The organism is Hyphomicrobium sp. 01T421 (genome assembly GCF_056398805.1).
This window is the reverse complement of record NZ_JBFTQC010000001.1, coordinates 1,189,522-1,210,735: the sequence shown is the minus strand read 5'-3', so window position 1 is coordinate 1,210,735 and position 21,214 is coordinate 1,189,522. Positions and strand designations below refer to the sequence as shown.

Annotated in this window: 10 protein-coding genes; 5 read left to right on the top strand and 5 right to left on the bottom strand. The window is 57.6% G+C overall.

The window, feature by feature from the left end; genetic code table 11:
- The first annotated feature begins 4 nt into the window (after positions 1-4).
- Positions 5-6,460 carry a type I polyketide synthase gene (locus AC1DK3_RS05515; protein ID WP_477191260.1) on the top strand — a complete coding sequence of 2,152 codons (6,456 nt, stop codon included), beginning with the start codon at positions 5-7 and terminating at the stop codon, positions 6,458-6,460.
- A gap of 48 nt (positions 6,461-6,508) precedes the next feature.
- Here AC1DK3_RS05515 and AC1DK3_RS05510 read toward each other — a convergent pair whose 3' ends face one another.
- Complete coding sequence (locus AC1DK3_RS05510) at positions 6,509-7,573, bottom strand: hypothetical protein (RefSeq protein ID WP_477191259.1); 1,065 nt, start codon at positions 7,571-7,573, stop codon at positions 6,509-6,511.
- Between the two features lie 71 nt (positions 7,574-7,644).
- Positions 7,645-8,313, bottom strand: a complete 669-nt coding sequence (locus AC1DK3_RS05505) for a 4'-phosphopantetheinyl transferase family protein (RefSeq protein ID WP_477191258.1) — start codon at positions 8,311-8,313, stop codon at positions 7,645-7,647.
- Positions 8,314-9,246: 933 nt separating this feature from the next.
- Between AC1DK3_RS05505 and AC1DK3_RS05500 the strand changes: the two genes are divergently transcribed.
- Together AC1DK3_RS05500 and AC1DK3_RS05495 are read left to right on the top strand one after the other, a co-directional pair.
- A complete protein-coding gene (locus AC1DK3_RS05500) occupies positions 9,247-10,629 on the top strand; it encodes an undecaprenyl-phosphate glucose phosphotransferase (protein ID WP_477191257.1) in 1,383 nt (460 codons plus the stop codon).
- Positions 10,630-10,682: 53 nt separating this feature from the next.
- A complete protein-coding gene (locus AC1DK3_RS05495; protein WP_477191256.1) occupies positions 10,683-11,834 on the top strand; it encodes a glycosyltransferase in 1,152 nt (383 codons plus the stop codon).
- A 34-nt stretch (positions 11,835-11,868) separates the two neighbouring features.
- Here the strand turns inward: AC1DK3_RS05495 and AC1DK3_RS05490 are convergent, their stop codons facing one another.
- Positions 11,869-13,182 carry a glycosyltransferase family 87 protein gene (locus AC1DK3_RS05490; RefSeq protein ID WP_477191255.1) on the bottom strand — a complete coding sequence of 438 codons (1,314 nt, stop codon included), beginning with the start codon at positions 13,180-13,182 and terminating at the stop codon, positions 11,869-11,871.
- Positions 13,183-13,602: 420 nt separating this feature from the next.
- Here AC1DK3_RS05490 and AC1DK3_RS05485 point away from each other — a divergent pair, with 420 nt between their 5' ends.
- Together AC1DK3_RS05485 and AC1DK3_RS05480 are read left to right on the top strand one after the other, a co-directional pair.
- Positions 13,603-14,628, top strand: coding sequence for a glycosyltransferase family 4 protein (locus AC1DK3_RS05485; RefSeq protein ID WP_477191254.1), 1,026 nt, complete (start codon positions 13,603-13,605; stop codon positions 14,626-14,628).
- A gap of 293 nt (positions 14,629-14,921) precedes the next feature.
- On the top strand, positions 14,922-16,430 hold the full coding sequence (locus tag AC1DK3_RS05480) for an apiosidase-like domain-containing protein (RefSeq protein ID WP_477191253.1): 1,509 nt from the start codon (positions 14,922-14,924) through the stop codon (positions 16,428-16,430).
- A gap of 218 nt (positions 16,431-16,648) precedes the next feature.
- Here the strand turns inward: AC1DK3_RS05480 and AC1DK3_RS05475 are convergent, their stop codons facing one another.
- Entirely contained in the window at positions 16,649-18,007 is a 1,359-nt protein-coding gene (locus AC1DK3_RS05475; protein WP_477191252.1) for a polysaccharide biosynthesis/export family protein, read from the bottom strand.
- A gap of 414 nt (positions 18,008-18,421) precedes the next feature.
- On the bottom strand, positions 18,422-20,557 hold the full coding sequence (locus AC1DK3_RS05470) for a GumC family protein (protein ID WP_477191251.1): 2,136 nt from the start codon (positions 20,555-20,557) through the stop codon (positions 18,422-18,424).
- Positions 20,558-21,214: the final 657 nt, after the last annotated feature.

Genomic DNA, 21,214 nt, shown 5'->3' with positions numbered 1-21,214 from the left:
CTGCATGACACAGGGGGATCGGACTGATAGCGAAGATAGTGCGATTGCCGTCATTGGCCTCTCGGGCAGGTTCCCCGGCGCCTCCAATGTCGCCGCGTTCTGGAAAAACCTCCGGGAAGGCCGCGAGACCATTCGCGTATTCACCGAAGAGGAATTGCTCGCCTCAGGCGCTTCGCTCGAAATCGTTCGGGATCCGGCATACGTCAAAGCTTGCGGCTATCTGGACGGAATAGATCAATTCGACGCCGCATTCTTCGGATTGTCGCCGCGCGACGCCGCGGTCTTTGACCCGCAGCACCGTTTCTTTCTGGAATGCTCTTGGGAAGCTTTCGAGGACGCGGGATACGTCGGCGAAAAAATCGACGGACGGGTCGGGGTCTTTGCCGCCTCCGGCGCCAGCGAATACTTCACTTATAATCTCGTCACCAACCAAGAGGTGCTGGAAACAATCGGCGCATGGCTTTTGCGCCATACCGGCAACGACTCCAATTTCCTTGCCACACGTGTTTCATACGAGCTGAACCTCAACGGCCCGAGCATGAACGTGCAGACGGCCTGTTCGTCGTCGCTCGTTGCAGTGCACGTCGCATGTCAGAGCCTGCTCAACGGCGAATGCGATGTCGCGCTGGCCGGCGCTTCAACGATCTATCCGGAGCAAACCGGCTATCTCTATCGGCCGGGAGAGATCCTCTCGCCCGACGGCCATTGCCGCCCCTTCGACGCCGATGCCAGCGGAACCGTCATGGCTTCGGCTGCGGGTTGCGTCGTGCTGAAGCGGCTTTCGGACGCCGTCCGCGACGGCGATTGCATTCGTGCGGTGATACGAGCTTCTGCCGTCAACAACGACGGTTCCGACAAGGTGGGTTATCTTGCGCCAAGCGTCAGCGGGCAGGCGCGGGTCATCTCCGAAGCGCTCGATCTGGCCGGCATCGACCCGGGCGATGTATCGTACATTGAGGCCCACGGAACCGGTACGCTGATAGGCGATCCGATCGAGGTCGCGGCGCTTGTCGAGGCGTTTGGTCCGGAAGTGCCGAAGCAGTCGTGTGCCATCGGCTCGCTCAAATCCAATATCGGGCACGCGGGAGAGGCCTCCGGTATTTGCGGCCTCATCAAAGTGATCTGCGCACTCGAGCACCGCGAACTTCCGGCAAGTCTTCACTACCAAAAGCCAAACCCGCAAGCCGATCTGTCGAACACGCCGTTCTTCGTCAATGCCGGCCTTCAGCCATGGAATGTTCGGTCGGGCAAGCGGCGGATCGCCGGAATCACAAGCTTGGGCGCTGGAGGTACCAACGCTCACCTCGTGCTCGAAGAGGCACCGCCGCGAAGGACGACCGTTGGCCGCGAAAACGAACCGCAGTTGCTGGTGCTCTCGGCACGCAGCAACAAGGCGCTCGATGCGGCTTCGAAGAACCTCGCCGATCACCTGCGCGCAGATCACCATCAGCGGCTGGACGACGTCGCCTTCACGCTGATGAATGGACGCGAGACCTTCGAGTATCGCCGGGCGATCGTCGCGAACAGCGCGGCTTCAGCTGCTGCATTGCTCGATGAGAACGATGTGCGCCGTGTGTTCACGGGCAAGGCCGCGCGCGAGCCTCTTTCCACGGCATTTCTTTTCCCCGGCGGCGGGGCGCAGTATTGCGGGATGGGGGCAGAGCTTTACGAAAAGTACCCTGAATATCGCAAGGCGATCGACGAATGCCTTGCGGTCGTCCAGCCGGAACTCGATGTCGATCTGCGCTCGCTGATTTTCGCGCCGCCGAGCTCGGCCGAGATCTCGAACCTGCGGCTTGCCGCACCATCGCTGGCGTTGCCGGCTCTCTTCGCAACAGAATACGCATTGGTCAAACTGCTGGCATCATGGGGTGTTACGCCTTCTTCCCTGATCGGCCATAGCGCCGGCGAGTATGCGGCTGCCTGCGTCGCCGGCGTTCTTTCAATGCGGGATGCGATTTCGCTCGTCGCGATGCGCGGCAGACTGTTCGAAAAGCTGCCCCGCGGTGCGATGCTGTCCATCCCGCTTCCCGAGGCGGAAGCGCGTGCATTCCTCTGCGATGAACTCTCGATCGCCGCGATCAACGGTCCGGCGCTGTGCGTCGCATCGGGTCCCATCCGCGCGATCGCGAACCTCGAGCAGAAGCTATCCGAAGCTCAGGTCGAGTACACGCGCGTCCATATCGATGTGGCGGCGCATTCGGCGATGCTTGCGCCAATCCTGCCGGAGTTCGAACGCTACTGCCGGAAGATTGCTTTCCAGAAGCCGCGGATCCCATTCGTTTCCAACTTGACGGGAACGTGGATCACCGACGCCGAAGCAACCGACCCTACTTACTGGGTTCGCCATCTGCGGAATACAGTGCGCTTCGACGAAGGCGCGGCAACGTTGTTGCAAACCCGTGGCGCCGCGCTGCTCGAGGTGGGTCCCGGACGTACGCTTTCGAGCCTCTGCCGGCATCAGCCGGTAAAGGCCGCAGTCGTCGCCAATACGTTGCGCCATCCTCAGGAGAGCGTGTCCGACGTCGGGTTCCTGCTCGAAGCGGTCGGTAAGGTCTGGGCCGCTGGCGGCGACATCGATCTCAGCCGGTTGGAGCGCGGTTCCCGATGCCGGGTGCCGCTCCCGACGTATCCCTTCGAACGTCAGCGGTATTGGATCGAGAAAGGCTTGGCCCCTTCCGCTCAGCCCGTGCTGAACCGCAGGAGCGATCTGACAACGTGGTTCTCTGCGCCATCCTTCCATCGTTCTGTTCAGCCCAATCCGCTGTCTGCGGAAGAACTCGGGAAGCCATGGCTGATATTTACAGACGGCTCATCGTTGGCCCAGGCACTCGTGACACGTCTTCGCCGGTCCGGCGCGACGGTGGCGACCGTGGAGCCGGCACCCCGCTTCGCCGTGCGTGGCGGGCTGACTTTCGGTATCGATCCGTCGAATGCTGAAGACTACGCAATACTGAAGGCAGAGTTGCGCCAGGAAAATGCGAGCCCTGCACATGTCGTGCACCTGTGGGCTTTGGCGCAGCGTCCATGGCGGCTCTTCCGTTCCGCACCCGACGCCGATCTTGCCGCGTGGGATCGCGACGTCGTTCGCTACTACGACAGCCTGTTTCATTTATCGCAAGCGTTTGCGTTGGGCGGGGACAGTTTCCGGCTGACTGCAATCGGTACCGCGATAGAAGCGCTCGAAGGCGAGCGCGAGGTGCATCCCGAAAAGGCGACTTTGGCTGGCGTCTGCCGAGTCTTGCCGCGCGAAACGCCCGAGGCCTCATGTTCCGTTGTGGATGTGGTGATCCCTCCGACCGGCTCGGACGCCGAGGCCCAACTGGCGGATCGCCTTCTCACCGAGGTTCAAGGCGACAATCGCAGCCCCCTCGTCGTCCTTCGCAAGAACGGACGTTGGGTGCGACGTTTCGAACAACTGCCGCTCGAACCGGCGCCGGCGCAGCGTGCCTGGCTGCGAGAACGCGGCGTCTATCTCGTCACGGGCGGACTTGGCGGCATCGGCTTAGAAGTCATGGAGCATCTGGCGCGGCATGGGAAAGCCCGCCTTGTAAGCGTCGGCCGCTCTGAACTTCCTGAAGAAGCGACATGGGATTCCTGGCTGAACGACCACGGCGAGGATGACGATACCTCGCGCAAAATCAGGGGCGTCAGGAGCCTCCGTGCCATGGGCGCGGAGGTGATGCTGGCCGCAGCCGATGTCACGGATCGCAAGGCCATGGCTGGCGTAATTTCGGAGGCGCGACAGCGCTTCGGCCGGATCAACGGCGTCTTCCATAGTGCCGGCCTGTTGCAGGATCAGCTGATCGCGCTCAGGCCGCCGATCGCCCGCTCGGCGGTGCTCGATGTCAAGGCCAAGGGCGCCTTGGTATTGCAATCGCTCTTCGGTGAGAGCGAACTCGATTTCCTGGTGCTGTTCTCATCGGTCAGCTCGGTCCTCGGTCTTCCCGGACAGGTGGACTACACGGCCGCGAACGCTTTCCTCGATGCACTCGCAAAGGCCCGCGCGGCACGCGGTTGCCGCACGCGCACCATCAGCATCGACTGGAACGCATGGAAAGTCGGCATGCTTGCGACACTGGTTCGCGAGCCGCAACAGCATGGCGCTCGAGCTGACGCCCGTTCGGGTCCGCCGCTCGGCGATTGTCTGAGCGACGACGCTGAACAGTCACGTTTCCGCTCGGTGCTGAGCCGCAAGACGCACTGGCTGCTCGGAGATCATGTGGTCAAGGGCGGCCAAGCGGTGATGCCGGGCACGGGATACCTGGAGCTTGCACGCGCTGCGTTGGCCCATCGGCCCGAAGACAGACCTATCGAGATCCGCGATCTCACTTTCCTGCAGCCGTTCACTGTCGGCGCCGATGAGACGCGCACGTTGAACGTCACTCTCAGCCGCAATGACGATCATACCTTCACGGCGTTTGGCGATTCCAAGGAGCAACCTTTCGCGACGGCTCACGTCGCGTATGTCGACGCGCCGGCAGCGCCCCAGGAATCGGTGCCGGCCATCCGGGAGCGTTGTTCCCGTACCGTCGAGGCTCCGAACGGTCGACTTGTCCAGCACTTCATGGATTTTGGTCCACGTTGGGCCAACATCGAGTCGATCCAATTCGGAGAGAACGAGGCGCTGATCCACATCGCCTTGCCGGACGCCTACAATTCCGATCTTGCAGAGTGTGCGCTGCACCCCGGTATGCTCGACATGGCAACGGGCGCAGCACAGATGCTTATCGCGGGCTTCAACGCCCTCGAGGAATTCTACGTCCCGTTTTCATATGGCCGCGTTCTGATGCGGCAGGGCCTTACCTCGAAACTTTATAGCCACGTGAGATTGCGCTCGGCGGACGGCAAAAGCGCGATTTTCGATGCCACGCTGCTCGACGAGCACGGCAACGTGCTCGTCTCAGTCGAGCGCTACATCATGCGCCGCGCACAATCGTTCGCTACTACGGGCGTCGCGGTCTCAGGCACCGCCGCTTCGACTAAGCCACGGGCTGCGGAGAGCGCCGCGGAAGGTTACCTGCGCGAGGGCATGACGCCTTCAGAGGGACTGGAAGCGCTCGACCGCATTCTCGCTAATGACATTTCTCCCCAGGTTATCGCCTCCACGCTCGACGTCGAACTTTGGCTTTCCCGGTTGGATACCGGCGCTCATCGCGTGTCTGGCGGGCAGACGAGCCCAGCCCAACCTGCTACGGACGCTGCGCGCAGCGACGCCGATATCGTCGCGCCCCGCGACACGGTCGAGCGGGAGCTGGCGGCAATGTGGAAGGAGATGCTCGGCGTACCGCATATTTCGATCACGGACGACTTCTTCGAACTCGGGGGTCAATCGCTGATCGCGGTCCGTCTCCTCAATCGGATTTGCAAGCACTACGCGGTCGAGTTGCCGCTTTCCGTTCTGTTTCAGGCTCCGACGATTGCCGCGACGGCCGAACTGCTGCGCGGTCCTTTCAAGCCGGACGAAGCAGAAGCTTCATCGCAGCCCGCAGCAGACGAAGCGCCGACGGTTCCGGATTCTGCTACAGGGGTCAATCCGCCTGAAACAGCCAACGCGGTTGGCGTGAGAACGCAACCCGCGCCGAAGCGCTTTCAATATCTGGTCAGCATCGCCAAAGGGGGAAATCGCCCCGGGCTGTTCTGCGTTCATGGCGCCGGCGGCAACGTGCTCAACTTCCGCGATATTTCCCGCGGACTGCATAAAGAACAACCATTCTTCGGTCTTCAGGCACGCGGCATTGATGGTACCAACCGGCCGCACGAGTCCATAGAGGAGATGGCTCGGGCCTATCTCGAAGAGATCCGCTCACAGCAGCCGCAGGGTCCCTATCTGCTGGCTGGCTATTCCGGCGGGGGCGTGGTCGCGTTCGAAATGGCGCGCCAGTTGACCGAACTCGGGGAGGACGTACCTCTCGTCGTCTTCTTCGATACCTACCACCCGCAGATGCCCCTCCAAATCCTAGACTTCGCGCGCAGGGTTTCACGCCTGCGTAATGAAGGCCTCGACTACCTCAGCCACATCGTATCAGTCCGACTTCATTGGCTCCGCGAAGCACACGAGCGGTGGCAGATCTCACGTTGTCTCAGGCAAAATAAGGCTGTTCCTTTGCACCTGCGCAACCGTCATCTGACGGACAATTTTGGGAGCGCCGCTTCAAGCTACCGCCCCGAGCCGTGGTCTGGCCGAGCGGTGCTCTTTCGGGCAGCCAACGCGAGCTACGTCTTCAGAAGTGGAGAACTCAGCTATGGTTGGGACAAGGTGATAACCGGCGGCGTTGAAACCGTAGTGATCCCCGGCAATCACGATACCCTTATGCTCGGAGCCAATTCGCAAGTGCTGATGGTGCATCTCAACAGGGCTCTCGAACGGGCGTGTGATCAGCCTGGTGATCAACCCAGTCCGGCTGCGGTTTTCGGTTTCGGCAGCAAAGCCGAGCTTTCCGATGTGCGCGCGATTTAAGCGGGCGGCATCGCTGCCGCCGCGCACGAGCGCTGTCGCCGCGTGATCCTAGGGTGACGCGAAGGGGTTCTCGGGATCCTGTCCGCCCGCGTAGTCGCGCCGGCACGAATTGGTGACAAGCTGACGCTTCAGTGCGCTCAGCACTGGCATCCCCGAGCCATGCAGAAATTCAGCGTAGGCCGGGCAGACTTTCTCCTGCATCAGTGCACGGCAGTCGGACATATCCCGCCGCGCGGCGGCATTAGCGCGATCGCCGTACGCGACCGCATGCTGCCACGCGAGCGTTTGCATGTACCGGCCTGTCTCCGGGGAGATTGACGCGGGAACCGCGGCTCCCTCGGGGCTCCGCCCAAAGAGAACCGCATAGTGGACCAGCGCGATATAGTAACGTCCGACGTCGCTCAAGTGCACGGTATCGGAGAAAAGCAGGCGCACTCGCGCAGCCGGGGAAGTTGCCGCAATGCCCGGCACCTTGCCTTCCCAGAGGGCCGCCGCCAATTCCGCCAACGCTCCTGCTCCCGGCAACACGCGAACGCGCGGAACATCGCCGCGCGCCGGCAAGTCAAGATTCGCACGGCTCGCGATGCACTCCCACATCAACGAAACTGTCCGCTCGTAATTGATCCAGGGCCAAGGCGCGTCAGGGTCCACGTTGAGCCACGTGTGATAGAGCATAACCTCGCCATCGGGATTGCCGGCCAATAGCTGCTTTGCCATCTCCGTCAGATAGAACGCCGTACGCTCTTTGCGCGCGATGGCCGGGAGATCGTGACGTTCGGTGACAACCAGCACGTCGTACCTGTCGCCGGGCGACAAGCGTCGGGGCGACCGCAGCTCCTCGGCGACGTTCAAGCCGGCACCCTCCCGATTGTGGCCGGCGCTATATCCCGTCCACTCGGAGGCGGACGCCACCTCCCCTTTCGTTCGTTGGCGCAAAAGTGAGTAACCGAGAACCTGCACCTCGAAATCCAACCGGTTTCCGAGAGACCGCGCGATCAGTTCGATGGCCTCCGGAACACCTTCGCTGAGGCTGTGGCCGGAATAGAAGGCGCGAACGTGATCCTTCGGCTCCCATGCCCGCGTGCCGGAAGCTTGACGCGCTTCTTCGCTCATGGCCGAGCCTCCGTTGCCAGTGAAGATTATCAGGGCCGCTAGAACGACCAGCCAGCCGGTACGCGCCTGGCTCACGACGCAGGTTCCGACGTCATGACCACCGCACACGCGATATAACCGTCTTTGAGGGCGAACCGCCCAACCAATCTATCGTGCATCTGGAATCCTGGCACGGCCCTCTGATATGTCGCCCCAAATGTACCGGCTCGAGCGTCGACGTCGACTGCGAAATCGGCGAACTCGAGCATCGTCCCGCTGAGCGGATACTGGCACTTGAAGGCCGCCTCCTTCATGCAGAAGATGAGGTGAGCTGCGACGCCCGGCGTCACACCGTAAGTGACAGCCAGCGTCGCCCGCTCCTCGGCCGTGCAAACCGAATCCCATAGATCGAACGCGAGTTCGTCTGCCGGCTCGAGATCGATGCCGATCGCGGCGAAACCCTGGTCGCGCCGCGCCACGGCCGCAACTGCCCACCCGTCCGTATGCGTAATGCTGCCGACGAGATCGACCGGCCAGTCCGGCATTCGATCCTGCCCGCGGGGCAAGGCCGTATCCGCGTGGCCGAGGGCCGCCATGGCTTTGCGCGCGCAATCCCGACCAATTGCAAATTCCAAACGGCGGCGTGGGAGGGCACGGGTGACGACGAGCGCTTCGCCGGGCAGAAGGTCGGGAGGTTCACCCGTGATTGGCGCTTCGGCGATCGCAATTCTGGGATCGAGCAACTCTGCGAAGTATCTCACGGCATTAGTCCACACGACGCCCGGAGCGAGCCTTAAGTTCTTGGCGCCGTGCCGCTGCGAGGCTGGCCACGGATGCGAGCTCGGCCGCAACGCTAGTTATGTCCGGAAAGCGAACGAGATCGATGGCAATTAACTCGAGCGAATTGCTGGCTTTAAGATTGCGGTTCGCGTTTAACACCAACCGTGAGTGGCCGGGAAAATTAAAGTTGCTATCGTTCATTCCCCATTCACCCGTTTCAACGTACGCGCGATATTCCACAATTGTACAACGGCGACCCCATTTAAAGCCGCCGGCAGCGCCTATAGGGCAAAGATAATTTGTAATTCGCCTGATTTTGTTCGCTCAATGCAGCAATCGCCTGGTCAGGTTTTGGGAGCGGATTTTTTCGGGTTTCTTTTCAAATCGCCAAGCCAAGCAACACGTTAGAATCCGGCTTTTGCTTTTCAGAGGCTGAGATTGCGAAAGGAAGCAACGCCCGGGGCCGGATGTTCCCTACTCCGACAGTCCGCAATCTCAATGGGCCTGTGAGACGCTGTTCAATTGGAAGCTGCAGTTTAATTCGCGATGCGGAAGGCTGCGCCGATAAAGCGGCGACTACCTAAAGCGGAAAGACGTCGAAAGAAAAACGACGGGCTATTCGGTTTGGCATGGGCAAGCGAAAGAGACCAATTGTCATAGTGCTTTAATCATACTACATACTAATACTTGCTAAATGCTTAACCCGCGCTAAATATTCTCTCTAAAATTAGCGACATTTCAGAGAGATCGGGTGCTAACTCCCGAGAGGGCGCATCAAGCCCTCCTCACGGCTCTTCCGATTATGATCTAATTCAAGCTGTGTGGCGGCGTATATGGCTAACCCTAGTGCCCGCGTTGAGCTTGGCGCCCTTTCTCGCCAACGACTTTCCCGGTTTCCGCGCGCCTCGGCTTCAATGTTTTCGAAGATCGATACGTGCGTTTCTGTGTTGGCAATTTTCGAAGCTGCTTCGATCATCTTGGCGGCATCCGCTGCCAAATTCCTTTACATCGATCTCTTCATCGGCCGACTGCAGCCGTGGTGGCCATATTTAGCGCCTGCTCCGCTATTGGCGACCACCCTTTATCTTTTCTTGAAGCGGGCCAACCTCTACGACCCGAGCTCTGTCAGTCAACCGGCCGTGCCATATGGTAGGATCTTTGGTGCGTTGGTGACTTCGTTCCTTCTTCTTCTCGGAATTCTATACATTCTCAAGGTTGCGGATTGGTACTCGAGAGGGTGGTTCCTCACGTGGTTCGGCATAAGTGCGTTTCTTTTGATCACCGTGCGGATCGTTGGAATGCACCATGTGCGCCGGATGGTGGCGCAGGGCAGAATTCGACAGCGGATTGCGATGTTCGGCGATCCCGATTTCATTGCCGCCATGAAAGCCAGCGTCGAAATCGCTAGTCCCTCACCCGTGATCGAAGGGATTTATCTGGCCCCGACGAACGCTCGTTCCGAAGACCTTCATTCCGATGGCGGGCTCAACGAACTTAAGAACGCGATAGAGCGGAGACGCTACGATACGATCATCATCGGTTTCCCAGCGGAACGCGTTGAGGCCATAAAAGCGGCCGTGAACGATCTGGCGTCGTATTCCTCGGAACTCCTCCTCTGCACAAAGCTCGAACGCGAGCCCCTCATTGTTCGCGGGGCACGGCATATCGGAACGCTTCGGGCTGATATCGTCAATTTGGTGCCGCTGTCGGAAAGCAATCGCGTTCTCAAGGCGGCCCTGGACTACATTTTGGCAGGTGTCGGCCTTTTCCTCTTGTCTCCCCTCCTCATTTTTATTGCGATCGCCATCAAACTCGATAGCCCGGGACCAGTGTTTTTCCGGCAGCGCCGGTACGGTCAGAACAACCGCATTTTCCGGATTTTCAAATTCCGAACGATGTCCGTCACCGAAGATGGACATCACATCAAGCAGGCAGAACGCAACGATCCGAGAGTTACACGCATCGGATGGTTTCTGCGCCGCACGAGCCTCGATGAGCTTCCGCAGCTCATCAACGTTTTGTCCGGAGACATGTCGATCGTCGGGCCCCGTCCGCATGCCTTAGCTCATGATCAATTATTCGATCAGCAGCTCGATCTCTTTTCGCTTCGCCGTCGCGTTCGTCCGGGCTTGACGGGATGGGCGCAGGTCCATGGGTTTCGGGGAGAGACCAAGACGACCCTGGATATCAGCAAGCGCGTGGAACATGATCTCTATTACATCGACAACTGGTCGATATGGCTCGACGTTGAGATCATGATCCGAACGATTTTCGTTTTGTTTCGCGGAGCGTTTTGAGACTGCTATCGATCGCACATCAGCGAACATCCTGACATAAAGCGGGTGCGACTATGAACGTTCAAGTCGATGCGTTGCGAATTTCGGTGCCTTCTGATCAACGACCGGCGTACTCTCCACCGGTTCTTTCAGTCATCATACCCACATTCAATGAGCGGGATAATGTATCGCTCATCGCGGAAGTCCTGGGCAAAGCGCTAACCAATACCACGTTTGAGATCGTGTTCGTGGACGATGACTCCACCGATGGGACACTTGACGAGCTCACTCGGCTTTCTCACCGCGATCCTCGCATTCGCTTCATTCATCGCATCGGGCGGCGGGGCCTTTCGAGTGCGGTGGTCGAAGGCATGCTGAGCACGAGCACTCCCTACATTGCAGTCATTGACGCCGACCTTCAGCACGACGAGCGCATCCTGCCCGAGATGCTCTCCCTCCTGAGGATAGATGTGGCGGACTTGGTCATTGGATCCCGCTATGTCGCTGGTGGAGGTCTTGGCGTATGGGACAACAATCGCGTTCGGGTTAGCGCCATCGCCACTCGGTTGGCGAAGATGATCACGACGGCGGACGTCTCCGACCCGATGAGTGGCTTTTTCGTCATCAGCCGTCCAGCTTTGGAAAGCGCCATTCGAGGTCTTTCCGGGCAGGGTTACAAAATTCTGCTCGACATCTGCGCTTCGGCGAAGCAGCCGTTGCGCATCCGAGAGGTACCCTACGAATTCCGCACGAGACAGGCCGGCGAAAGCAAGCTCGACGCGCTGGTGACGTGGGAGTACCTGATGCTTTTGGCGGACAAATTGGTCGGCCACATCGTGCCCGTCAGCTTTCTATCGTTCACGTTGATCGGGGGACTGGGCGTTGGCTTGCATATGGCTGTACTTTATTCACTTGTGGCAATCGTCCGGGCGAAATTTATCGTTGCGCAAATCGTGGCAACAGTTGTCGCGATGATTTTCAACTTTTTCGTCAACAACACTCTCACGTACCGGGACCGTCGCCTGAAAGGCTTTCGGGCGCTCTCTCGTGGCTTGGCGACTTTCATCGCGGTCTGTTCTGTAGGCGCGCTGGCCAATGTCGGCATTGCGAACTACCTATTTTCAGATCGCCAGTATGTATGGTGGTTGGCTGGCTTTGCAGGGATTCTTGTCGGTGCGGTCTGGAACTACGCCACCACCTCGGTCGTCACTTGGCGCGCTCGATAAACTCTGCGTTTTCCCGCAGGCGGCTGCCGCGAAACTAGGCTCCCCCGACAGATAGGTGCGCCGTTCGCCGATCAATGAAACGGCGCAACAAGACCAGCGAAGCGCCGAAGGCGAGGACAACACAACTTACGCCGATCAACTTCAGCCCGCTCGCACTACCCTGGCCGAAGATACTCTCCACCAGATTCTGCGATTTCTCCAATTGCCAGAAGCCGACATAGAAAATGATGGGAATTACGAAGAGGAGGACGGGAGGCCAATCGTCCGACTTCACGGGTCTGCCGAGGTAGACGATCACTGGCCCGAGCAGAGAGATTGCATCATAGTGGTGATGGTAGACGCACAGCATCGATAAGCATACCAGCGGCCCAAGGAAGGCGACGGTGGTCTCTGGTTCATCGGCGAAGCGTCGTATCCGGTAGAATTCCAGCAAGAGCCAGGAGGCGGAAAACGCCGTCAGGAGCATCCCGATAATTTGGGATCGAGGGATATTTGTACTGAGCGCGTTCAAGAGATATGGCCAGTCCAGCCGCTGCATAGAGTTCGATGCTCGGAAGTCGGGATAGTTGAGCTGATCGGGGCGCTCGAAGATGGCCATGTTGGCACGGTAACCGTCGACCGCCTCCATTCCACCCATAAACGCGAACCCAAGTGCATTGGCGGAGACCCACACCGTCAGCACAACGGCAACCAGCAGCACTCGGCCTCGGATCAGCGCCAAGCCAGCGAATGGCAAGAAAAGCGTGAATTTAAGGCAGATCACTAGCGCGCAGATTACCAGAGCGCTCACGTTCCGCTGCTCATGGAGCTCCCAGAGGAAGAGTCCCAGTAGCCCGAATATCAGAGGCGCCGCCTGCAAGTAGAAGAACCCCCAGCGAGCGCCAGAGCTGCAGAGCAACGCACCCAGGATCAGAACCCTGGTGCCGATCCGGAGACCGTCGGTGTACAGCTGCATGAGTCTCCACGTCCCGCCCAGCAGTACCGCAATAGACAGCAGGAAGTAGAGCACCTTGGCGCTTTGATAAGGCAACGACGCCAGGGGCAAGAGTGCCATACCCGCTGAGGGCGGGTTGAAGATACCCCAAGGCACAAACCTGTCGGAGTTGAGATAGTCCCGATAAACTGCTGGCAAATCGGCGGCGGTGGCGCTGTAGATATTGAACCTTTCCAAGATAGACTTGCTGATCACAAAGAGGTGGCCAAAGTCCTCGCCGCGCAGTTGACCGTTGCGCCAATTGAGCGCTAATCCGGCGCAAAGCAAAACCAACCCAAGGATGAATGCCGCGCGCTGCCCAAGCGAACTTGCGAAGGAATGTCCTGTCAGTGAGGGAGGAAGCGTCTTGAGCACTGCACGGCGCCCCAGAAATCAACTGAAYGATGAATGGCACCATATCAACACAACAAACTACTGTCAGTATGCTGATTTTCTTTGCTCAACAATTCAGCGGAAGCGTATCTATCCGCCCCTCCACAAAGCTCAATCCGACGAGCACCGAGTTGACCGAGCGTGATAATAAATGCCTGTCAATCAATAGGATCTTTTAACGGCATATATATATATCGGGGCGACATCTCTCATTGCCAGATAATTGAACATTGTGACCCAATAGATTAGCAATGAACCTCATGATAGTTTCAGGCCTATCAGCGAGGCGGCGTCGAGTTTCATGAAGGCCGGCCGTTACGAAATCGCTCTTTTGGGGAAGCATAGCCGATGCATCGCGTTGCTCTAGCAATCTTGAGGGGGGCTCGAGCTAGACAGCCGCGCTTGGATGATCCCACTGGCGAAACAGCGCCACGCGGTCAAGTGTTCGACAACGCATTCTCTCCTGTTTGGGACGAAACGATCCTCGACAAGTCCCCGTCGCCGGGGAAAGGGCCAGAGTGGTGGCGTTTGGCATCGGAAATTGTACGACGTGGCAGCGAGTACGATGCCGTCGTCACCTGGGGCGAGAAATTAACATTGGCCGTCGCGGCACAGCAGCGATTTGCGCAGAACAGAAAACCGCATATCGCCATGATGTACTACTTCGACAAGCCCAATATCAAATATCCGATGCGGCTGTTCGGGAACACACTGCACGCCGTCGTGACGTGGACGACCGTGCAACGAAGAGTTCTGATTGACGACCTGCACTTTCCGTCCAAGCGTGCTTTTCTCGTCCGGCACTACGTGGATCAATTGTTTTACAGTCCCCGGCCAGCTAACGAGGACATGATCTGCGCGGTCGGCGCAGAAATGCGCGATTACGCGACTTTTGTCGAGGCCATCCGGGGAACAGATTTGCGATGTCACATCGCAACGGATCACGTGCGCATTCCAGGCAAGGTTCGTCTGATCAACGATCGGCGCTTGCCGATCGGCGATGTTGTTACCCAAACAGACGCCCAAATCACCTCAGGCCGGATGTCTCTGCTTGAACTTCGTAAACTCTATGCGCGGTCGAGATTTGTCGTCGTACCTCTGCTCCCGTCCGATAGCGACAATGGCGTGACAGTCATTCTCGAAGCGATGGCGATGGGGAAGCCCGTCATCTGTTCCCGGACACGCGGACAGGTTGATGTCATTCAGGATGGATTGACGGGCCTCTACGTGCCGGTCGGCGACGCAGCTGCGTTGCGCGCGGCGATGCTGTCACTCTGGAATGATCCGCAGCGTGCTCAGGAGATGGGTCGTCGTGCGCGGGCTTATATCGAGGCGCACCACACGCTGGAGATATTTACGTCCGGCGTGAGATCGTCAGTCGAAGCGTCCCTCGACGGCCGCCCTGCACGAGATGCATGGTGGGCCTAGGCGTCCGGCTCGATTTTACGTCGTCACGAATTCGAAAGAAGCGTCCGACGGCCCGCCCGGTCAGGGTTGGATAACTTGTCGCCTCGAACCTCTGGAATTTTTCATACCATCGGCTGACGACGAGCCGCCCTTCTCTCCTCACACTGCACTCTGTTAATTTGGTGGTCGGGATCCGTAGGCATCGACCCAATGCACCGGCCAGAGCCGAGGCGCCTCTCGGCATCATTCAGTTGTCAATTTTCTGGAATTCCGTATGGCTGCCCGATATATTCCCTATATGAGGGAGACGAGACGTGATTTCTTATATCGGTCGCCGCTCGATAAAAATCGCAAATCTCGCCATCGCATTCGCTGCAATCGGCACTCCCCTTGCATTCATATTACTGACGCCTCAAATTTCCGCGCGATTGCAGCATTATCGGATGAAAATAGACCTACGCCTTTTCGGCGGTGCTTGCAGAGAAGTCGCGTCCAACACACCGATCAGCGGGCGCGGCGACTCCGACTTCAGTTTCTCCTATCCGGCGCGAACGTCCGGTCGCCGGTTTGTCGATGAGAGCGGAAAAGTTTATTTACTCAAGATGATGGCGTCGTGGGCAATGGCACAAAGATGTTCCAATGCCACGATCACAAATGCCTTGGAAGGATTGAAATCGCTCGGTTTCAACGCCGTCCTCGTGGCGCCGTTCGGCGTTCATCTGAATGACAGTTTTGGCGACCGCTACCGAAACAAATCCGGGCAAAGATTTTTTGCAGGTGCGCCGTATGCATCGGCTTACGGCCCCGCATGGTCGTCAATGGACTGGGTTGTCCAGGAGGCAACGCGGTTGGAAATGACCGTCGCGCTTTCCATATTTCTGAGTTTTGATGATACTGGTACGGCACGAGATTTGATCAACGCCGGACCAGCGAATAGCTACGACTATGGGAAGGCTCTCGCTCTTCGCTATGCGAAATATCCGAATATCATCTGGCATGTCGAAGAAGATACCGAGTGGCCTTCGGACGGTCCGGTCGGTCAACAACTTGATGCGGTATTCCACGGCATAAAAGACGGAGAAGGCTCTAAGCACCGCTTAATTATTGCAGAACAGCAAAGAGGGATCACGGGCTACAGACAGTTCGTGGAAGACGGAAGCTACCAATGGTTCAAGCCCAGTGCCAACACGTTGTACAGCTACGAGGCCAATTCCGTTGAACTGTTCGATGCAGTCTATGAAGAAACAGGGGCCGGCAGCTATGGGGTGATTGATATCGAACCCCCCTATGTCAACTCACCACATTATACGGGCGACAAAGATCAACAGTACAGAGAACGAAATTATTCGGTATTTCTTCGGGGTGGCATCGGCATTAATTTTGGTCACGAGAAATGGTGGCCGTTTGGCGCTGCAGGGATCTACGATGGCGGTACAGGATGGTTCGAAATTCTCAACGAGGCACCGCAGCGACAGACCAAGTATGCGTGGTCCTTGATCGACAGGTATATAACCGATCCCACCTGGAGCCGCGACAGCGGAACATTTCTGAAGCTGGGCACCGGGGACGGAGATACCAAAGCTGCATCCGGATATTCTAAATCGGCAGCGGTTGCTTATTTCCCTACGAACCGATCGATAACGGCGGACACCACTGTGATAGCGGGACAGGCAAATGTGAAGCTGAGCTGGTACGATCCAACCTCGGGCAAATATACCGTCATTTCCAATTCGGAAGCCGCAACAAACAATAGGTCAATTGCATCGCCGGGAGTCCACCCGGACGGTTCTGCCGACTGGGTCCTTGTGGTCGAAAGACCGTAACTTCACGTACTTGGCTCAGGACGTTGAAAGATCAGCAAAAATTTATGATAGTCGCTTCCTCATGGATTATTGTGTCACCCACCCGGCGCCGGAAGTCTTCGGTTCTGTGATTGCTCGTGGCATCTTGCGCCTGGCACGTTGCTCACGCAGCGGCCAGCATCGGCAGGAAACCTGAACTAAGAAAATCGCTACACGCACCAAAGGGGCTGACGGCTGTCCTACGGTGCTGCGGCTCCGCCGACGACCAGAGCGGTGGCTGGGCCACCACCCCCGAGAATTTGGGCGCTGGTCAGCACAGTCGCAGCGTTGCCTACGTAACCGGCCGCAGACGCACTCCAGAGTGTCATGTAGTTGAGTGCTTTCCCGACCTCGACGGAGTCCGCGTTGGCGACGTAAAGGATGTCTTTGTCGCGCATCTGGAACTTCTGGGCCATGAAGAAGGCCGAGGGGTCTCTAAAGTTCACTCTGTAAACAGTCGGTATCAACTGCTGATTGGGTGCGAACTTACTGAGGTTTACATCCAATTTCTCGAGCGTCTGACGTCGCTCGCCGCGATATACGAATATCTGCGATGGGTTTGCGCGCTCGTCCAGCAGGCCGCCCGCCTTAGCAACCGCCTCGCTCAGCGCCAGCCGCTCTTGACCAAATTGGAAGATGCCATCCAGTCCGGATACATCGCCGCCACCGACTGTCGTCCCGCCCGTAGCATTTCCTAACGCGCCAAACGCCACGAACGTTCTTGGCCGTCGATGGACGTATATGACGTCGCCTGCGTTGACGTATATGTTTTCACTTGGATTATCGATGATGCTCGAAAGACGGACTGTTCCAATCCGGTTTTTGCGCTGGAGCGTTATTTCGAGGTCATATGGGGCAAGCTTGCCGCCGCCACCTCCGCCTCCGCCTGCGCTACCGGCTTTCGAAATCATGTCCAATATGCGCTCGCCAGAGCCCGTCAGCTTAATTCTGCCTTGTCCAGCATCGCCGATAACGATAGCCGCATCCGAATTCTGCTCGGTTATATTGATGACGACCTGAGGTTCGATAGCGCGAGTGGCGAGCTTAGTCTCAATATCCCGCTGAATTTCGTACGATGTCCGTCCGGCAGCTTTAATTTGGCCCGCGTAGGGAATGGAAATTGTCCCATTGCCCGCGACTGTTTGGGGCGGGAGCGTAACGTAGTTACCCACTCGACCTGCCGCGTCCCCAGAAACAAAAAGACCGCCAGCTGACGATTCGAAAATGGATGTCTGCACGACATCGCCTACGCCGACCCTAATCACGGGCACCGGGCCACGCTGCGTACCAAACGTTCCGTGGAATGAATCCTGAGAAACTCCACCAAGGACATTTATAACGTACGGATTCAGATCGATGAGCGCGTAATTGAAATCCACGGCGTCCCGGCTCGTGTAGACCAGGAGCGGGTCTCGGCCATTGGATAATGTTGTGGCTGCACCACTCTTGATGTCGCGATAGCTGGGTCCGACTTTGGGCAGCTGCGTGCAGCCAGATAACATGCCGAGGATGGCAATTACCGATACAGGAACGATGATCCTCTGCCAGCTAACGATCATCGCCCCTCTCGAACTTACCTATTGCGAACAAACACTCAAATGCGCGGCACACGGAAGCCGGGCATAGGCTAGCCCCGATATAAATGATTCGACCACTGGGAAACTGGCTTTGAGGGGATTGGAGATAAAGTGTTGCTCAGAGGCGTCACAAGCTTCAAGCGGCAGGCAGCACACGGCTCACCAACGAACAATTAGGGGCCGCCGAGCGGCACTGAATTGCTGTTTATTTTCAATTCCGTACGGACCTATTTGTGATCTGATCGTCCGCCGCAAGATCAACGGCAAGGTCGCACGCGTGCGTGGCGAACACGTTCTCACCACGCGTTGACCGAATGGGCTCTCATCGTTGTTAACTATTGAGAAAGGCTTTGAACGGAGCGTTTCGAATCACTAAACGTTATTCAGCGAGGATTCTCACTCTTCGAAATACTCCGAAATCCTCCGGCCTTTGTAAGATTCGATGGTTCGCAGGGTTGCAGGGTCTGCTTTGTTGAGGACCATGCACGCGATACGATCGCGAATAACATCCGCTTCGGAAAGAGCCTCTTCGACCAAACTCCGCTTCGTTTTTCCCCACTCGACGACGAAGATAAATTTATCGACCAGATGCTCGATCATTTTGATGTCGACGACAGATACGATCGGCGCAATCTCGATGATGATGAAGTCGTAATTCTCGCGGGCGACAGCCAACAGTTTCTGCATCCGGGACGAACCCAGCAACTCCGCCACGTTCGGATTGCGTTCCGAAAGAGCGCACGGCAACACGTCAACCCCTGATCGCTCGCGCTTCGAAATGTACTTCGCCAATTGAGTGGGGTCGTCCAAAGCTTCCAATAGGCCTTCGCGTGCGTCCGGCGCCAACTCGGCTGTGAGGTTCCGCCGGTGGAGGTCGCAATCGATAATCAGGGTTTTGCACTTCGAGTACGCACTCAAGAGAGATGCGAAATTATGGGCAACGGTCGTCTTGCCTTCGTTCGCAACCGACGAGACAACACCGATGACCTTGTCGCCATTCGGGCTCGGATACGCCCGCATCGATGCCCTGACTTTGCGAATTGCCTCGGTATATCGCGAGTATGGCGCGTCCAGAACGTAATCGTCGAGACGCCCGCGTTTGCGCATGTCGACCGTCGGAAGGATAACGCAATATGCGCCGGTATCCCGCGTCACCTGCTCGGGGGTGCGGTATACACCCCGCGCCCATTCCCGCCCCATGACCAGTCCGATGCCCGACAAGAACCCGAAGACGATACCGCCGCCCAGCACAAGCATTGACTTATTGGAGTCCTTGCGCAGGGGCGGAGCTCCCTTCGTAATGATATGGGCATCTTCGGTGTCGGGGCGAGTTTGGTTCAACTCGTCGAACTTGCGCAGATCGGTGTGATACAGAACTCGCAACGTGTGCGCGGTGAAATCGAGATCCCGGTACTTGGCCCGCGCCGCGCTATCCAATTTATTCAAACGAGCGAGAAGATCGTCGTTTGGCGGCTCCGGTGCAAGGTCCTCTTCGATGTTGTGATATTCTCGTCTCGGGTCCGTTGTGTTCAAGTCTTCGGAACCCGTGATCCGCTCCGATTCTGCGCGGATCGCGGCGTTCAAGCCTTCCATTTGCTTGCGAAGCTTCGCCACCGCCATGTGGTCCGGTCCAACGGCGTCAGCTATGTCGGTAGCCTTTCTCTCCAAGTCCACATACTCGGAACGCAGCCGCCCGATGAGAGCGTTGTCGGGCGTCGTTACGCCGGTTAAATTGTGAGCTGTTTTGAATTCCTGCAGCGCTCGATCCGCGTTGATCGACTGCTGCTTCGTTTCCTGCAGCCGGTCCTCGAGAAATTGATTGACCAACTTGTTGGACGCAACTTTGCGCGCGCCGGATTGCGCGATGTAAGTGTCCGCGATGGCGTTGGCGATTTTCGCAGCCTTCGTCGGATCTTCCGAACTGAAGCTGATGCTGATTACGTTATTGACGTCTCCGCGTTCGATCGTGAGCCGGCGGAGAAACGCCTCGGCGGCGGTCCGCTCGAGCAAGGTATCCGGATCGAGTGGGGAGGCGGGCTTCCAACCCATCAGCCCCTTGAGGAAATTTTTCGCCTCGCCGATCCCGTATGAAACACACGGACCTCCAAAACTTTTTGTGCAAGGATTTTCATCGGCTTCGCCGGCGGCAGCGCGCAGGGCAGCGCGGCCAACAAATTCCGGGTCTTGAGTCAAATTCAACGAGCGGATGACGGGTATAATAATACTGTCCGATGACAGAACGTAGAACTGTCCCGCCATATCGACGTCATCGAGAGTCGGCTGATCCAGAATTTTGCTGGATTGCAAAAATCGATTCACGCTCCGGTCGACGAGAATGCGCGCGGTGCTCGTATAAAGTTGCGGCATGAACGCCACAACCGTAAGGGCCAAGAGCAATCCGATGAGCGCCCCAGCTACGGGGAATAGCCAACCTCGTCTCAGTATCCAGCGAATATCTGAGAGGCTAAACGGACCAACACTCGATTTATGAGGTTCAACCGGAATGGAAAAATTATCGTCTGTTGCAAGCATGTTTTTGGATCTACCTCGAAAGGTCAAAGGGATCTGCGCGATGAATAAGCGACTAAACCCCACAACTTCCATAATAACATTGATCAGTAGTTTACGTATACAGCGCTCAGTGGCAGAGAGATCGCGTCTATCCCTTTGTGCGCTTTCTTGGCCGGATTTTCGGGTGGCGTGTGCTGTTTGGTCTCGGAAGGCCGTGCGCTTTTTAGCACAACTACGTTAATCGAATAAGAACATTCGAGGCGTACGATAAACGGCTGTTTGTTTCCTGACCTCCGAATAAAGGCTCGCGTTCAAGGGTGCCGCTGCATGTCCCTCCACCACCTCACGCACGCGTCGCATTATGGATCGTACCCGAACGATGCCAGCGCGATTGGCTCATCAGCGAAACACAAAAGCATCTTGAAAGCTTCGTGAACGTCTGCGGAAAAGCGAAACCCGCGCTGAAAAACGGCGGCCGAAGCCGATTTACTAGCTGGCCACATGGTCCTTGTTTGGACGACACCAACTGATAAAACCGCAACAACGAAGCTTCGGAAGTGGTCGCAGACCTGAGACGCAAAAAAACCTCGAAATAGAAGCGCGCAAAGTGCTCTTCTCGCTTCACCCCAATCGGACCACCCTAATATTCAAGGGGTAGGATTTGGGGAAGCACAGCAG

What these genes read in the sequence shown, in the direction of transcription:
- AC1DK3_RS05475 (WP_477191252.1), bottom strand. Translation starts at nt 18,007, where the DNA reads ATGATCGTTAGCTGGCAGAGGATCATCGTTCCTGTATCGGTAATTGCC.
- AC1DK3_RS05470 (WP_477191251.1), bottom strand. Translation starts at nt 20,557, where the DNA reads ATGCTTGCAACAGACGATAATTTTTCCATTCCGGTTGAACCTCATAAA.
- AC1DK3_RS05510 (WP_477191259.1), bottom strand. Translation starts at nt 7,573, where the DNA reads ATGAGCGAAGAAGCGCGTCAAGCTTCCGGCACGCGGGCATGGGAGCCG.
- AC1DK3_RS05495 (WP_477191256.1), top strand. Translation starts at nt 10,683, where the DNA reads ATGAACGTTCAAGTCGATGCGTTGCGAATTTCGGTGCCTTCTGATCAA.
- AC1DK3_RS05515 (WP_477191260.1), top strand. Translation starts at nt 5, where the DNA reads ATGACACAGGGGGATCGGACTGATAGCGAAGATAGTGCGATTGCCGTC.
- AC1DK3_RS05500 (WP_477191257.1), top strand. Translation starts at nt 9,247, where the DNA reads ATGTTTTCGAAGATCGATACGTGCGTTTCTGTGTTGGCAATTTTCGAA.